This is a genomic window from Bradyrhizobium sp. OK095 (genome assembly GCF_900109945.1).
GTDB lineage: Bacteria > Pseudomonadota > Alphaproteobacteria > Rhizobiales > Xanthobacteraceae > Bradyrhizobium.
Map to the genome: position 1 here is coordinate 143,338 of NZ_FOBX01000018.1, position 14,314 is coordinate 157,651.

A 14,314-nucleotide genomic window follows, 5' to 3' on the forward strand; every position below is an offset into this window, starting at 1 on the left:
GCTCGGGAGTGTGATGGCACCTGCAATCGTCAGGGTGTTTGCGATAGCGCAAAACGGGCCGGCCGGACTGCAGTATTTTTCCAGGCAACAGTCCGAATTCACAGGAGTTGCCCCATGGCTGGCACCCGATCCCGCAATTTTGAGGGCTGGCCGCTGTTTGCGAACAGCTTTCGGCCCTTTTTCCTGCTCGCCGCGATCCAGGCCGGGCTGTCGATCCTGGTCTGGCTGCCGATGTTTTATGGCGAGCTGTCGGTGACATCGGCCTTCGCGCCGCGCGACTGGCACGTTCACGAGATGCTCTATGGCTTCCTGCCGGCTGTCATCACCGGGTTCCTGTTCACGGCGATCCCGAACTGGACCGGGCGGTTGCCGATCCAGGGCGCCTCGCTGGGGGCGCTGCTGGTGGTCTGGCTCGCCGGGCGTGCCGCAGTGACCCTGTCTGCCGAGATCGGTTGGGCGTTTGCACTGATCGTCGATGCCGCATTCCTGGCGCTGGTCGTCGCCGCCGCGACGCGCGAGATCATCGCGGGCGGTAACTGGCGCAATCTCCCGGTGGTGGTCCTGGTGCTCATGCTGCTCGCCGGCAATGTCGGCTTCCATCTCGAAGCGCATTACGCGGGCGCGGCGGATGTCAGCATCCGCGTCGGCGTCAGTGTGGTCGTGCTGATGATCTCGCTGATCGGCGGCCGCATCATTCCGAGCTTCACCCGCAACTGGCTGGTCAAGTTCAATGCCGGCCGCCTGCCGGTGCCGTTCGGGCGCTTCGACGGCGCGGTGGTCGGATTGAGCGCGCTGGCGCTGATCGCATGGATCGCGGCGCCGCTGAACATGGTCACCGGCGTGGGGATGGCGCTTGTCGGCGCGCTGCATCTGGTTCGGCTTGCGCGCTGGGCCGGCGACCGCACCACGCGCGAGCGGCTGCTGCTGATCCTTCATGTTGGCTACGTCTTCGTGCCGCTCGGTTTCCTGCTGAACGCCTTGGCCGGCTTCGGCGTGCTGCCGCCGAGCGCCGGCATTCACGCCTGGATGACGGGGGCTGCCGGGACCATGACGCTCGCGGTGATGACGCGCGCAAGCCTCGGCCATACCGGACAGGCGCTGACGGCTTCACCGGCGACGCAAGCCATCTATGCCGCGATCATCGTCGCGGCCCTGGCGCGTGTCGCTGCCGTCCTATTTTCGACGCATAGCGACGCGCTCTTGCACATCGCCGCCTGCGGCTGGATCGTCGCGTTCCTCGGCTTTGCGATCGCGTTCGGCCCGCTGCTCGCCGGCAGCCCCCGGCGCGCACTCGCCATCATCGGCGTGCCGGCCCCGGCGCGCTGAAATTCCTGCAGGCGTAACAAACGCCATCGTCGATCCGAAACTCCCATCGAGGCACGCCGGCCGTTGGCCCGGGCGTGGAAACGCGACTGAGGAATGGATCGAAAATGATTGGCGAAGTCGTTGTGATTGGCGATCTCAAGCTGCGGGATGGCGTGCAGGCCGAGGAATATGACCGGCTTGGCGAGCGCATGTACGGCATTGTCAGCGGTCTTCCGGGTTTTCTGTCGCTCAAATCGTTCAAGGCGGATGACGGCGAGGAACTGACGGTGTTTCGCTTCGCCTCGGAGGAGGCGCTCGAAGCCTGGCGGACTCATCCGGAGCATGTCGAGACCATGAAGCGGGGGCATGCCGAATTTTATTCCAGCGGCTTCCTGCAAATTTGCAAGGTCATCCGCGAAGTCGGCCCTTTCAAGCACGCCTGATTCAGAGATGAGCTTAAGCCGCGCTGGCTGACGGCACGCTGTCGGGCTTGCTCAGCGGTCGCACACCCTTGCGCCATGCGGTGATGGTGCAGCCGAAGCGGCCGCGGAACCAGCGGGCCATCGCGCTTTGCGCAGAGAAGCCGAGCTGCGCGGCGATATCGGCCAGCGGCCTGTCGGGATCGTCGATCAGCTGGATCACGAGATCGGCGCGCTGTGCGTCGAGGATGGCCGAGAAGCTGGTGTCCGCTTCAGCAAGATGCCGGTGGATGGTGCGGCGGGTGCAGGCGAGGTGTTCGGCCACGCGCTCGACCGTGCAGTCGCCGGTGGCGAGCAGGCTGCGCACGACCTCGTCGACCTTCCCCTCCCAGCTTGCGGGGCGGGTCTCGATCGCCTCGATCCGCTTGCGCAGATAGCTCGCGATCAGCGGATGCGCGCTCGGAATCCGGCGCTCCATGTCATGCGCCGACAGCAGGACCGCATCGTCCTCGGCGTTGAACGTCACGCGGCAGCCGAAGAAGTCGCGATAGCGCTTGCGGTCGTGCGGCGGCGGATAATGCAGATGCACCTCCTGAGGCCGCCAATCGCTGCCGAACAGTGACTGGATGATGCGGTGGATGCTGCCCAAGGCCATGTCGATCGATTGCCGCGGCGCGGTCGGCTGCCGGCCGCGCAGATGCAGCGTGATGGTCACCGTCTGCTTGTTGCTGATAACGTCGAGCTTCATGCCGTCGTGATGGATATGAATGAAGCGCGAGAACGCGTCGATCGCTTCGCCGACGGTTGCCTGTTCGCGTACGATCAGGCCGACCGCGCCGAAATTGGTCAACCCGCCGCGCTCGGCGAGCCGCAAGCCGAAATCTTCGGCACCGGACGCCTCTGCCGACAATTCAAGCAGGCGACGCAGGCCTGAGACCGCAATGAGGGTGTCGGGCTCGTCGAGGCAGGCCAGCGGTAGCCTGACCTTGCGCATCATCTGTCTGGGGTCGAGCCCGACCGACCGGGCGACCTCCGGGTAACAGCTCAAGCCTGCGCTGCGAATGAGGTCGGTCATGCGACCTGTTCCCGTCAACCATCCCGGCAGATGTCCCGAAATGTAAAGTTTCTGTCCCGATCCGTCAAATCCGGGAACAGCGCGGAACATACATAAGGAGGACAGAAGCACGGGCGTGAATGCCGTGCTCATGGACGGCGGGGCGCGATGGAGCCCCCGGGCCGTCTCTTTTCATTTGACCAAGACATTGCTGGATCGGGATTATGCCGGGGAACATGCTTTCCAAGGGTGAGGTATTCGTCATTGAAACTGACGCCGCCTCCCGCGAACAACTTTCAAGCGCGCTCCAACAGAGCGCCTATGATTTGATCTGCTTCGCCGACGGCGCTTCGCTGCTGTCGGAGGCGAAGGCGCGAATGCCGGCCTGCGTGCTGCTGGAGATGCCGCCGGATCGCTCGGCTCTCGACGTGCTCAAGCGGCTGCGCGAGGAGAATTGCATGGCGCCGGTCCTGGTGACGTCGGCGAACGGCAGCATCGCCATGGCGGTCGACGCGATCAAGAGCGGCGCGACCGACTTCATCGAAAAGCCGTTCCGCACCCACGATATCGTTGGCCGGATCGATGCCGCCATCGACGAAGTCGCGCAGCCCGGCGCGAGCCGGCAGCGCTGGCTGCCCGGCTGCGGATCACTGACAGGGCGCGAAGGCGACGTGCTCGAACACCTTGCCGACGGCCTCACCAACAAGGAGATCGCCCGGCGCATGCATCTGAGCGCGCGGACGGTCGAGGGCTACCGCGCCGGTATCCTGAAGAAGGCCGGCGCCAAGAACGTGACCGACCTGCTCCGCCGCATCTTCGGCCAGGGGGCGCCCTCTCAAATGTGACGCTCCGCCGCGGGACCACGACACGTTCCGCGGCCATGGTGCCGCCGCAGCGGCGCCCCACGGAAACCCCAATCGAACCAGTTCCTTCCCTGCCGCGTCCAACCATGTTGGCGAGGCATCTTTTCGCGCGTTCGGCTGGCGGCGCGTCGATACGGCAGGAGGGACTTTTATGCGCATCACCGCAAGATGTTTGGCAACGACGAGTCTGGTCCTGGTGACCGCGGCATTGGCGTCGCCGTCATGGGCCGCCGATGTGGACGCCACATCGGCCATCGACACCGTCACCGTCTATCCCGATGGCGCCACCGTCACCCGTGTCATGTCGCTGGACCTTGCCTCCGGCGACAGCACGCTGGTCGCCAAGGACTTTCCTCTCTCGCTCGATCCGTCCTCTCTCCGCGTCGAAGGCGAGGCGGGTGCCAAGCTGACCATTGGCACGATCGATGCGCGGCCGCCGCGCGCGGCCCCGCCCGTCAATCTCCCCGAGCTCGACAAGCGCATCGAAGCACTCAAGGATCAGCGCGCCGATCTGCAAGGTGCGATCGACGCGGCCCACGCGCGGCGCAAGTTCGCGCAGCATTTTGCCGAGGCGTCTCCTGCTGGGCTTGGCGAGAAGGGCGAGGCGCGGCCGATCACTGAATGGCGCGCGGCCTTTACCGCGGTCGCCGAAGAGGTCGCAGCCGCAGACACCACGATTCGTGACGCCTTCCGAAAGCAGCGCGAGATCGATCGCCAGATCGCGCAACTCGAAGCCGAGCGTTCGGCCAAGCCGCCGAGCAAGCTCGAGGTGCGGATCGACGTCGCCTCGGCCGCCGCGACCAAGGCGACGCTGCGGGTGACTTACGCCGTGCGCAATGCGCGCTGGCTGCCGCTCTATGATGCCCGGCTCGACACCGGCGCCAAGGATCGCAAGCCGCAGGTTGAGCTGGTCCGCCGCGCCGAAGTCACACAGTCGACCGGCGAAGACTGGTCTAACGTCACGCTCGGCGTCTCCACGGTTCGCATCGGCCGCGGCGGCAGCGCGCCGGAGCTGAATTCGCTGGTGGCGCAATATCCGCAAGTCCCGAAGCCGATGGCGGTGGGCGCGATGCAAGAACAGGCGCGGTCAGCACCGATGCAGCGAAAGATGCAATCACCCGCCATGGCCGTGCCCCCAGATCAGGCCGATATGCCCGTACGCGCCGACGAGCAGCAGGCGGTCGCGGAGATCGGCGACTTCCAGGCCACCTTCAAAATTCCAGGCCGCGTCAGCCTCGGCGCCGCCGAGGGCGCCAAGAGCCTGAAGATCGCTGCGATGACCGTGCCCGCCGATCTCATGGTGCGCGCGGCGCCGGTGATGGACCCGACTGCCTTCCTCGAAGCCAGCTTCAAGCAGACCGACGATACGACGCTGCTGCCGGGCAAGGTCGCGATCTATCGCGACGGTGTCTTCGTCGGCCGCGGCAAGCTCTCGGCTTCAGCCAAGGACGACATCGTGCGGCTCGGCTTCGGCGCCGATGACAAGGTCAAGGTCGAGCGTGCCGTGCTCAAGCGCAACGAGGGCTCGGCCGGCCTGATCGTCACGACATCGAAGACCGACGAGCGTTCGTTCAAGACGACCGTTCGCAACGGTCACGACTTCCCGATTCACGTCGCGATCGAAGATCAGCTGCCGGTCAGCGAGAGCGAGGAGATCGCGGTCGAGATGCTGCCTGCGACCACGCCGCCGACCGCGAGCAACATCCGCGACAAGCGCGGCGTGCTGGAATGGTCGTTCGACGCCAAGCCCGGCGAGGTCCGCGACATCAACTTCGCCTGGCGCATCCGCTGGCCGAAGGACAAGAGCGTGGTGATCGTGCCGGCGGGTTAGAGTCTCGTCGCAGGCGGGGCCGCGCGCATCGATTGCGGCAATACAAAGGGAACGCCGTCGTCAGCCTGATGGACGACGGCGTCGATCTCGAAAATGTCGCGGATGATCTCACGCGTCACGATGTCCGCGCGCGGGCCGTCCGCCGCGAGCTTGCCGCCGTTCAGCACGATCAGCCGGTCGGCAAAGCGGATCGCGAGGTTGAGATCGTGCAGGATCGCGATGACGGCGGTGCCATTGGCGGCCCGGCGGCGCGCGGCCTCGACGAGGTCAATCTGGTGGCGCAGATCGAGGCTCGAGGTCGGCTCGTCTAGCAGCAGAAGCCCCGGTCCATGCTCGGCTTCGCCGCAGGCAAGCTGCACCAGCACGCGGGCGAAATGAGTGCGCTGCTGCTCGCCGCCGGACAATGTCGGCAATTGCCGTTCGCGGAAATGCGCAAGGCCGACTTCGTCAAGCGCGGCGTCGACGAGTGCACCGGCGTCGCGCGCGTTGCGCTCGCCCGCCCCCATCAGCACGATCTCCTCGACGGTGAACGGGAAGGTGACATTGATGTGCTGGGACAGCATCGCGCGGCGTGCGGCAAGCTCGCGCGGCGCGTAGCTCTTGATGTCGCGCTGCTTCAGCCGCACCTCGCCTTCGCTCGGGCGGAGATCTCCGGAGAGCAGCCGCAGCAAGGTCGACTTGCCGGCGCCGTTCGGACCAATGATCGCGACCATCTCACCCGCTCCAACCGTCAGGCCGACGCCGTCGAGCAATGTCGCGCGACCGGCGCGCTTGCTTAAGCGCCGCGCCTCGATCACCGCGCTCATAGCGAGCCGAGCCCGCGCTGTCGCAGCAGGATGCCCAAAAAGACCGGGGCGCCGACCGCGGCGGTCAAGATACCGATCGGCATTTCTGCCGGCGCCACGATGGTGCGCGCCAGCGTGTCGGCGCCGACCATGAGGATCGCGCCTGATAGCACCGAGGCCGGCAGCAGCAGCCGGTGCGCAGGTCCAATGACGAGGCGGAGCAGATGCGGCACGACGATGCCGACGAAGCCGATGACGCCGCTGATCGACACTGCGACGCCGGTCATGGCGGAGACCATGACGATCGAGATCCGCTTCAGGCGCTCGACGTCGACACCGCCATGAAAGGCGTCGGCCTCGCCGAGCACCAGCAGGTCGAGGCCGCGGGCAATGTACGCGCAGGCGCCAAGCCCGACGATGAGGATCGGCGCCAGCACGGCGGCCTTGGTCCAGGTCGCGCCGCTCATCGAGCCCAGCAGCCAGAACGTGATGTCGCGGAGTTGGCGATCATCGGCGATGAACACCAGAAGCCCAATGCCGGCATTGGTGATGGCGGTGATGGCGACGCCGGCGAGCAAGAAGATCGCAATCGAGGTGCGCCCGGCGCGGCTGGAGATGCCGTAGAGGAGGGCGGTCGTGGCCAGCGATCCCGCGAAGGCCGCGAGTGGCAACAGCTCGGCCTGGAGGAAACGTAACGTCTCGCCGAGCTGCGAATCGGTGAAGACGATCGCGCTTGCAGCCGCCAGCGCGCCGCCGCTGGAGACACCGACCAGTGCGGGATCGGCGAGCGGGTTGCGAAACAGCCCCTGCATGATCGCGCCGGCCGCGGCGAGCAGGCCGCCGACCATCGCCGTCGCCGCGATCCGGGGAATGCGGATCGACCACAGCACGAGCTGGTCGCGCGCCGTCATGGCATCGGCGGTGGTGTTGCCGGTGAAGCCGAGTGCGGCGGGTAAGCGGGAGAGGGGAATGCCGGCTGCGCCGACCGTCAGCGCAACGATGGCGGTGACAACCACCACTGCGAGCAGAAAGGGAATCGCAATCGATGTGAACCGCCGTCCCGCGCCCGCGCGTCGCGGGCTCCGCGCCTCGGTCCCGGCCGCCGCGCTCATTGCCGGCAATTCGCTGCTGACAGAGCCGATTTGAACGCGCCGCCGTCGGCCAATGCCGGATAGAGCTTGACGGAGAGATCGCGCGCCGCCGAGGCCGTGCGCGGGCCGAAGCCAAGCAGATAGAGCCCGTCCATCGTGATGAAACTCTTGTTGGCCGCGACTTGCGTCAGCGCAAAGCCGGGATGGGTGTAGACCGCGTCGGCCTGGAGCGATTCCTTGCCACGTTCGATCGACAGCACCACGTCGGGCTTGGCCGCCACGATCGCCTCGTCGCCGATGATCTTGTAGCCGTCGTAATCCTCGACCGCGTTGGCGGCGCCGGCGAGCTGGATGATCTCGTCGGCCGCGGTCTTGTGGCCGGCGACCATCGCGCGCCCGTTCTGGAGCGACATCACGAACATCACGCGCACCGGCTTCGTCACCTTGGTGCGCAGCGCGCGGAGCTGGGCGAGATCGGCACCGACCGCGGTGCTGAGGCACTCGGCGCGCGCATCGACGCCCATGGCGTGACCGACCAGCTTGATCTTCTCGATCAGGCCGTCCTCGGTGAAGGTCTCGGGCACCAGCACCAGCGGCACCTTCGCCGTCTCCAGAACTTCCATGGTCTCGCGCGGGCCCGATCCCTGGATCGCCAGGATCAGCGTCGGATTGAGGCCGAGCACGCCTTCGGCGGAAATCTGGCGCATGTAGCCGACATTGGGTTTGTCGTGCAGCGCCGCCGCCGGATAGAGGCTCGTGGTGTCGACGCCGACCAGCCGGCTTTCCAGCCCGAGCGCATAGAGGATCTCGGTGATGGCGCCGCCGATCGAGACCGTGCGGGCGAAGTCGGCAACGGTGACATCGCGGTTGCGCGCGTCATGCACCGTGATGCCGGCGGCGTGCGCGGCAGAGGCAACCGCAATCGTGCCGGTAAGAAGGAGCTGCGTGAGGGTGCGGCAAAATGTCATTGTAGGTTACTTGGCAGGTTACTTGGTCAGGATCAGCTTGTTCTGCGAGGTGAGGCGAAGGCGATAGCTATCCTCGCCATGCGCGATGATGATCTCGCGCTCGGCCGCAAACAGCTCGCGGCTGTCGATCCGGCTCCCCCGCATGGTGAGCGTTCTCGTTGTTGCAGAAGGGCTTTGCGTCGGCCCTGCGGCATCGCCGTGGTTGTCTCCGGATGCTGCTGACATTGTTGGTGTGATGCGCCTTCGAAATTTCAGATGGTTCCTGCTTGTACAGGCGGCATCGGGCGCATTCCAACGGCGGCGATTTACAATCGATATAAACTGCAACCTGATGACATTGACCGCCCGAGTGTTGCCACGTAACCAAATATGGCAATGCGGGCCGGGGAGCCTGCACCACAAATAGCCAGCCAGTCGCCCGCCTCGTGCGGCGCACGCCAGCCAAATTAAGATAGATGATTGGGTTGGGGTTATGGCTGACGGGGCTAGGTATTCGCGCGCCTTGATTTTGGGCGCGTCGGTGGTTTCAATCGCAGTATTGGCGACGGAAAGCAGTTTTGCGCAGACGGCTCAGCCACAGGCTGATAATGCGTCGGCGGAACGGCCGAAGCAGGCCAAGCGCAAACAGGCCAAGCCGCTAGTTGCGCAGCAGCCGACGCCCGACGCCATGAACGCCCGCGCCCAGGCCGGCACGGCGTCCGTTCAAACGCTCGACACCATCACGGTTGCTGCAACGAAGACCAGGGAGCGCGCGATCGACTCGCTCGCGCCGGTCAGCTCGATTTCGCTCGACCAGATCCAGGGGCTTCAGCCGAACCGGCTGTCGGGCATCTTCTATGCCGTGCCCGGCGTGTCGTTCCAGGAGCGCGGCGACGATCCCGCGACCGTCATCAACGTTCGCGGCTTGCAGGATTTCGGCCGCGTTGCGGTCGTCGTCGACGGCGCGCGGCAGAACTATCAGCGCACCGGCCACAACGCCAACGGCTCCTTCTTCCTCGATCCTGAATTGATCGGCGGCGTCGACGTCGTGCGCGGTCCGACCGCGAACATCTACGGCTCCGGTGCGATCGGCGGCCTGGTCTCGTTCCGCACTAAGGACATCAACGACGTGCTGCGTCCCGGCGAGCGCTGGGGCGTCGATCTCTCCGGCAGCTACGGCTCCAACAACAATCGCGGCCTCGGCTCGGTATTCGGCGGCGTGCGCGCCACGCCCGATGTCGATATCTTCGGCGGTGCGGTCTACCGCACGCAGAGCAATTACAAGGACGGCAACGGCACCGAGATCGGCAACACCAACAACCAGGTCGAGGCCGGGCTGTTGAAGCTCACGGTGCGCCCCGCCCTCGGTCACGAGGTCAAGTTCGGCGCCACCTTCCAGGACTATCAATACACGATCGGTCAGATGAACACCGGTCCGGTGGCGACCGCCGCCCAGCGCGCGCTCTATCAGGGCTCGTCGGTCTATTCGTCCGACGCCAAGAACTACACCGGCACAGTGACCTGGAACTATTCGCTGCCGAGCGACAATCTGTTCGACTCGCACGTGTCGGTCTACGGCAACCGCACCGACAACGACCAGACCAAGACCTATCACTATTCGACCTCGGGCGCGGCCTACTGCGGCGCCGGAAATGTCGGCAACAACATCTCCGGCTGCGTCGGCGACAAGCGCAGTTATTCGCTCGACACGTTTGGCTTCGACGCCAATAATACCACGCGCTTCAACGTCGGCGACTGGCGCAATGCCGTGACCTACGGCGTCGATGCGTTCCAGGACGACGTGATCACGACCGACAGCCGCGGCAACTCCAACATCACCACGCCGAGCGGCATCCGTACCGTGTCGGGTGGCTTCCTCCAGCTGAAGCAGAACTACGGCACCTGGTTCGAGGCGGTGAGCGCGATCCGTTACGACCGCTACAATCTGCAATCGGGCAGCACCAACACCGGCGGCGACCGCTTCTCGCCGAAGATCACCCTCGGTGTCACGCCGGTCGCAGGCTTCCAGCCCTATGTCAGCTACGCCGAAGGCTATCGCGCGCCCTCGATCACCGAGACCGTGATATCAGGCGCGCATGCGACCGGCGGCGGCCCGGCATTCTTCCCCTGTCCCGATGGAACGACTGGCCTGTTCTGCTTCCTGCCCAACCCGAACCTTCGTCCTGAAGTCGGCAAGAACAAGGAAGTGGGCTTCAATCTGAAGTACGACAACATCTTCAGCGCGTCAGACTCGTTCCGCGGCAAGATCAATTTGTTCCGCAACGACGTCAGCGACTACATCGACCTCGTCGCTTCGGCGCCGGTGCCGACCCCGTTCGGCATCTCGGCGAGCCAGTACTACCAGTACCAGAACATCGCCAGCGCCCGCATCCAGGGTTTTGAGGCCGAGACGATGTACGATGCCGGCAACTGGTTCGTCGGTGTTGCCGGACACTATATCCAGGGCAAGAACGTCCAGACCAATATCGGGCTCGCGACCATCACGCCGCGCAAGGTCGTCACCACCGGCGGTGTTCGCCTGCTCGATCGCACCCTGATCCTGTCGGCGCAGTGGGCATCGTACGGTGCGAACAACGATGTGCCCATCGGCTATGTCCCTTCGACCGGCTACGAACTGGTCAACCTCTACATGACCTACGCCGCAACCAAGGACATCGTGTTCTCGGCCTCGATCGACAACCTCTTGAACCAGTACTACCGGCCTTACGCCATTCCCGGCAGCTCGACCGACGGCACCACGCAGAATGACGTGCTGTGGACGAGCGCAGGGGCGGGCAGGGTCTACAAGGCCGGCCTGAAGATTCACTTTGGAGGTGCGTAGCCGATAGGCGTCGCAACACCAGCAATTCCGTCTGGCCGCGCTGATGCTCCAGCGCGGCCTCGACGCATTTTCGTTTTAATCAGAAGGAGAGACTCTCATGTTCATCGCCATGAATCGTTTCCAGGTGAAGAAGGGCGCGGAGACCGCGTTCGAAACCGTCTGGGCTACCCGTGAATCCTATCTCGGCAGCATGCCGGGCTTCGTCGAGTTTCATCTGTTGAAAGGCCCGGAGGCCGAGGACCACACGCTCTATTCGTCGCACACGCTTTGGGTCGACAAGGCGGCGTTCGAAGCCTGGACGCGCTCGGACCAATTCCGTCGTGCCCATGCCCGCGCCGACAATCCGACTGGCGCGAGCCTCTATCTCGGCCATCCCAAGTTCGAGGGCTTTGAGGTGATCCAGAGCGAGCGCAAGGCCGCGGCCGCCTGATGGCGTCGATAAGGAGCTGGACATGCTGAGCACCGATCTCGCCGATCTCAAGGCGTACATGGCTGAGAACCCCGGCGCGGTGATCGAGGACGTTGCGCGCGAGCGCAAGCTCGCCCCGCGCGCGGTGATCGAGGCGCTGCCGTCGTCCATGGTGCGGATGGGAGGCGGCGAGCATTTCGCCGCCGCCATGCAGGACATCGCGCAATGGGGCGAGGTCACGCTGATCGTCCACACCGATGATGCGATCTTCGAGTTCACGGGTCCCATTCCCGCGGGCGAGATCGGCCGCGGCTATTTCAACCTGATGCAGCCGAAGGGCTTGCACGGCCATCTCCGTCACGAGCGCTGTGCGGCCGTCGCTTTCGTCGAACGTCCCTTCATGGGCAAGACGTCTGCTTTCGTCGCCTTCGTCAATGCCGACGGCGGCATCATGTTCAAGGTGTTCGTCGGCCGCGACGAGACCCGCGCGCTGCGCAGCGATCAGCTCGTGCGGTTTCAGCAACTCGCGGAGCGGATCGCGGCGCAGCCCGTGGTGTAGCTTATTATCTGTCGGGAGATCAGGATGCAGGGCGTTTCGAAGCTTCGGCAAATGATCGTAACAATCGCGCTGGCCTTCGTGCCGGCGCCGGCCTTCGCGATCGACGAAGCGCTGCTGCCGCGCAATTTGTCGCCCTGGGGCATGTTCCTCGGCGCCGACATCATCGTGAAGACGGTGATGGTGGGGCTCGCGATCGCCTCGCTGGTGACGTGGACGGTGTGGCTCGCCAAGTCCATCGAGCTGCGCCGCAAGGGCACGCTTGCCATGCGGCGCACGCGTGCGCTGGAAGGCAACATCAAATTAGCCGAGGCTGCCGAACGTGCCGGCGACGCGCGTGATGCGGTGGCCCAGCTCATTCAATCCTGCGCGAAGGAAGCCGAGCTCTCCGGCGGCATTGTCGATGACGGCCTTCAGGAGCGCGTGGCGCTGCGGCTCGAGCGGGTCGAGGCGGCTATGTCGCGGCAGATCGCGCGCGGCACCGGTGTTCTCGCGACGATCGGCGCCACCGCACCCTTCGTCGGCCTGTTCGGCACCGTCTGGGGCATCATGAATGCCTTCATCGGCATCTCCGAGAGCCACACCACGAGCCTCGCGGTGGTCGCGCCCGGTATTGCGGAGGCGCTGCTCGCGACCGCGCTCGGCCTCGTCGCCGCGATTCCGGCGGTGGTGATCTACAACCATCTGGTCCGTGGCATCGTCAATTATCGCGCGCTGCTCGGCGACGCCTCGGCGCAGCTGATGCTGCTGGTGAGCCGCCAGCGCGACCACAGAGAGTTCCGCCTGTCGCGGGCGGCGGAGTAGGCCATGGGCGCGAAACTCGGCGCACGCGGGGGATCGCCGCTGAGGCGCGGCGACCCCGGCGATCTCGACGTCACCCATGAGATCAACGTGACGCCGTTCATCGACGTGATGCTGGTGCTGCTGATCATCTTCATGGTGGCAGCCCCACTCGCCACCGTCGACATCGGCGTCGAGTTGCCGGCGACCGCCGCCGAGCCGGCGCCGCGGCCGGACAAGCCGACGTTCGTCACGGTCAAGCCGGATCTCACAATTGCGGTCGGCGAAGACACGATGGCCCGCGACGGTCTCGCAGCCGCACTCGATGCCGTCACCAAAGGCCGCAAGGACGAACGCATTTATCTCCGCGCCGACAAGGCGGTGAGCTATGGCGACCTGATGGAGGTGATGAACATTTTGCGCAATGCCGGCTATCTCAAGGTCGCCCTCGTCGGCCTCGACGGACGCAGCTGATGGCCGCGGCGAACGCCTTTGCGCTGCACGAGCCGCTCGGCGAACGCCAGGCTACGCGCTGGGGTGTATCGGCGGCGGTGATCGTGGCGCTGCACATTGCCGCTGCGTTGCTGGCGATGAGCTGGATCAGGTCGCAGCCGGAGCAGGGCGTGACCCTGCCGGCGATCATGATCGATATGTCGCCGGCGACGTCGGCGCCGCAGCCAACGCAAGACGACGTCGCGCCGGGGCCGTTGATGCAGGAGGCCGACGCTTCGCCGCCGGAGCCGGTGCAGCGACAAGCCGTCGAGGAAACCATCACGCCGACACCACCACAGGAAAAGCCTGACGTCGTGGCGCCGCCTGAGCAGAAGCTGGAGCCGACGCCGGCCAAGCCGGAGCCGGCGAAGATCGTGCCGGTCGAAAAGCCCGCGCAAGAGAAGCCGAAGGTCGTCCGTCGCGAGGCGAAGAAGCCGTTGGACGCGACGCCTGCCCCACGCACCAGCGCGCCGCCGCGGGCCGAGCGTGAGGCGCCGATGGCACCCGCCATGAGCGCCGGCGCGGTCGCGTCAGCAATCGCGTCCTACAATCAACGCGTCCGGGCGCATCTGATGCGCTTCCATTCATATCCATCGGGCGGCGGCGGCGCGCGCGGCGTCGCCAGGCTGAGCTTCACCGTCAGCCGCAGCGGGCAGGTGACATCAAGCCGTCTCGGTGGTTCGTCGGGCGTTGCCGCCTTCGACGCCCAGGCCATGTCGATGATCCGCCAGGCCTCGCCGTTTCCGCCGATCCCGGACGAGATCAAGAACGGCGCGATGAGCTTTTCGATCCCGGTGGAGTTTACGGTGAGGTGAAGTTGCCTCGTCAGGGACGCACCACCCTCTCGCTCCCTCGCCCCGTTCTTACGCAGGGCTGTCCGGGGAAACTCAGCCGTAGCAGAACTCGATCTGGCCGGGGATTTTGCAGGATTGGCGGCGGC

The 14,314-nt window shown here is 65.5% G+C and carries 15 protein-coding genes; 10 read left to right on the top strand and 5 right to left on the bottom strand.

Annotation, left to right across the window (positions count from 1 at the left end):
• The first annotated feature begins 114 nt into the window (after window positions 1–114).
• Both BMW89_RS33760 and BMW89_RS33765 read left to right on the top strand, forming a co-directional pair.
• Window positions 115–1,326, top strand: a complete 1,212-nt coding sequence (locus tag BMW89_RS33760) for an NnrS family protein (RefSeq protein ID WP_092034645.1) — start codon at window positions 115–117, stop codon at window positions 1,324–1,326.
• A gap of 104 nt (window positions 1,327–1,430) precedes the next feature.
• Complete coding sequence (locus BMW89_RS33765) at window positions 1,431–1,748, top strand: antibiotic biosynthesis monooxygenase family protein (RefSeq protein WP_092034646.1); 318 nt, start codon at window positions 1,431–1,433, stop codon at window positions 1,746–1,748.
• A 13-nt stretch (window positions 1,749–1,761) separates the two neighbouring features.
• Here the strand turns inward: BMW89_RS33765 and BMW89_RS33770 are convergent, their stop codons facing one another.
• Window positions 1,762–2,799, bottom strand: a complete 1,038-nt coding sequence (locus tag BMW89_RS33770; RefSeq protein ID WP_092034647.1) for an AraC family transcriptional regulator — start codon at window positions 2,797–2,799, stop codon at window positions 1,762–1,764.
• A gap of 203 nt (window positions 2,800–3,002) precedes the next feature.
• Between BMW89_RS33770 and BMW89_RS33775 the strand changes: the two genes are divergently transcribed.
• A complete protein-coding gene (locus tag BMW89_RS33775) occupies window positions 3,003–3,623 on the top strand; it encodes a response regulator transcription factor (protein ID WP_092034648.1) in 621 nt (206 codons plus the stop codon).
• A 169-nt stretch (window positions 3,624–3,792) separates the two neighbouring features.
• Complete coding sequence (locus tag BMW89_RS33780) at window positions 3,793–5,472, top strand: mucoidy inhibitor MuiA family protein (protein ID WP_092034649.1); 1,680 nt, start codon at window positions 3,793–3,795, stop codon at window positions 5,470–5,472.
• Here BMW89_RS33780 and BMW89_RS33785 read toward each other — a convergent pair.
• Genes BMW89_RS33785 through hemP form a run of 4 tightly spaced genes read right to left on the bottom strand, consistent with a single transcriptional unit; the run spans window position 5,469 to window position 8,460 of the window.
• On the bottom strand, window positions 5,469–6,278 hold the full coding sequence (locus tag BMW89_RS33785) for a heme ABC transporter ATP-binding protein (protein WP_092034650.1): 810 nt from the start codon (window positions 6,276–6,278) through the stop codon (window positions 5,469–5,471). The genes BMW89_RS33780 and BMW89_RS33785 overlap by 4 nt on opposite strands.
• Window positions 6,275–7,369, bottom strand: a complete 1,095-nt coding sequence (locus tag BMW89_RS33790) for a FecCD family ABC transporter permease (RefSeq protein WP_092034651.1) — start codon at window positions 7,367–7,369, stop codon at window positions 6,275–6,277. Before BMW89_RS33790 ends, BMW89_RS33785 begins: the two co-directional genes overlap by 4 nt.
• Complete coding sequence (locus tag BMW89_RS33795) at window positions 7,366–8,316, bottom strand: heme/hemin ABC transporter substrate-binding protein (protein WP_092034652.1); 951 nt, start codon at window positions 8,314–8,316, stop codon at window positions 7,366–7,368. Before BMW89_RS33795 ends, BMW89_RS33790 begins: the two co-directional genes overlap by 4 nt.
• A gap of 18 nt (window positions 8,317–8,334) precedes the next feature.
• Window positions 8,335–8,460 (bottom strand): hemin uptake protein HemP, encoded by a 126-nt coding sequence (gene hemP / locus BMW89_RS38720; RefSeq protein WP_081492870.1) that lies wholly within the window; start codon window positions 8,458–8,460, stop codon window positions 8,335–8,337.
• Window positions 8,461–8,788: 328 nt separating this feature from the next.
• Between hemP and BMW89_RS33805 the strand changes: the two genes are divergently transcribed.
• The 6 genes from BMW89_RS33805 (at window position 8,789) to BMW89_RS33830 (ending at window position 14,189) form a co-directional block, all read left to right on the top strand.
• Complete coding sequence (locus BMW89_RS33805; protein ID WP_092034654.1) at window positions 8,789–11,137, top strand: TonB-dependent hemoglobin/transferrin/lactoferrin family receptor; 2,349 nt, start codon at window positions 8,789–8,791, stop codon at window positions 11,135–11,137.
• A gap of 97 nt (window positions 11,138–11,234) precedes the next feature.
• On the top strand, window positions 11,235–11,567 hold the full coding sequence (gene hmuQ / locus BMW89_RS33810; protein ID WP_092034655.1) for a heme-degrading protein HmuQ: 333 nt from the start codon (window positions 11,235–11,237) through the stop codon (window positions 11,565–11,567).
• Window positions 11,568–11,589: 22 nt separating this feature from the next.
• Entirely contained in the window at window positions 11,590–12,105 is a 516-nt protein-coding gene (hutX, locus tag BMW89_RS33815; protein ID WP_092034656.1) for a heme utilization cystosolic carrier protein HutX, read from the top strand.
• A 24-nt stretch (window positions 12,106–12,129) separates the two neighbouring features.
• Complete coding sequence (gene exbB, locus BMW89_RS33820) at window positions 12,130–12,906, top strand: tonB-system energizer ExbB (protein ID WP_092034657.1); 777 nt, start codon at window positions 12,130–12,132, stop codon at window positions 12,904–12,906.
• 3 nt (window positions 12,907–12,909) lie between these two features.
• Window positions 12,910–13,356 (top strand): TonB system transport protein ExbD, encoded by a 447-nt coding sequence (gene exbD, locus BMW89_RS33825; RefSeq protein WP_092034658.1) that lies wholly within the window; start codon window positions 12,910–12,912, stop codon window positions 13,354–13,356.
• A complete protein-coding gene (locus tag BMW89_RS33830) occupies window positions 13,356–14,189 on the top strand; it encodes a TonB family protein (protein ID WP_092034659.1) in 834 nt (277 codons plus the stop codon). Before exbD ends, BMW89_RS33830 begins: the two co-directional genes overlap by 1 nt.
• The last annotated feature ends 125 nt before the right edge of the window (window positions 14,190–14,314 follow it).

Excerpts from the sequence above, each read along its gene's own strand:
- BMW89_RS33760 (WP_092034645.1), top strand. The coding sequence starts at position 115 with ATGGCTGGCACCCGATCCCGCAATTTTGAGGGCTGGCCGCTGTTTGCG.
- BMW89_RS33765 (WP_092034646.1), top strand. The coding sequence starts at position 1,431 with ATGATTGGCGAAGTCGTTGTGATTGGCGATCTCAAGCTGCGGGATGGC.
- BMW89_RS33770 (WP_092034647.1), bottom strand. The coding sequence starts at position 2,799 with ATGACCGACCTCATTCGCAGCGCAGGCTTGAGCTGTTACCCGGAGGTC.
- BMW89_RS33775 (WP_092034648.1), top strand. The coding sequence starts at position 3,003 with ATGCCGGGGAACATGCTTTCCAAGGGTGAGGTATTCGTCATTGAAACT.
- BMW89_RS33780 (WP_092034649.1), top strand. The coding sequence starts at position 3,793 with ATGCGCATCACCGCAAGATGTTTGGCAACGACGAGTCTGGTCCTGGTG.
- BMW89_RS33785 (WP_092034650.1), bottom strand. The coding sequence starts at position 6,278 with ATGAGCGCGGTGATCGAGGCGCGGCGCTTAAGCAAGCGCGCCGGTCGC.
- BMW89_RS33790 (WP_092034651.1), bottom strand. The coding sequence starts at position 7,369 with ATGAGCGCGGCGGCCGGGACCGAGGCGCGGAGCCCGCGACGCGCGGGC.
- BMW89_RS33795 (WP_092034652.1), bottom strand. The coding sequence starts at position 8,316 with ATGACATTTTGCCGCACCCTCACGCAGCTCCTTCTTACCGGCACGATT.
- hemP (WP_081492870.1), bottom strand. The coding sequence starts at position 8,460 with ATGCGGGGGAGCCGGATCGACAGCCGCGAGCTGTTTGCGGCCGAGCGC.
- BMW89_RS33805 (WP_092034654.1), top strand. The coding sequence starts at position 8,789 with ATGGCTGACGGGGCTAGGTATTCGCGCGCCTTGATTTTGGGCGCGTCG.
- hmuQ (WP_092034655.1), top strand. The coding sequence starts at position 11,235 with ATGTTCATCGCCATGAATCGTTTCCAGGTGAAGAAGGGCGCGGAGACC.
- hutX (WP_092034656.1), top strand. The coding sequence starts at position 11,590 with ATGCTGAGCACCGATCTCGCCGATCTCAAGGCGTACATGGCTGAGAAC.
- exbB (WP_092034657.1), top strand. The coding sequence starts at position 12,130 with ATGCAGGGCGTTTCGAAGCTTCGGCAAATGATCGTAACAATCGCGCTG.
- exbD (WP_092034658.1), top strand. The coding sequence starts at position 12,910 with ATGGGCGCGAAACTCGGCGCACGCGGGGGATCGCCGCTGAGGCGCGGC.
- BMW89_RS33830 (WP_092034659.1), top strand. The coding sequence starts at position 13,356 with ATGGCCGCGGCGAACGCCTTTGCGCTGCACGAGCCGCTCGGCGAACGC.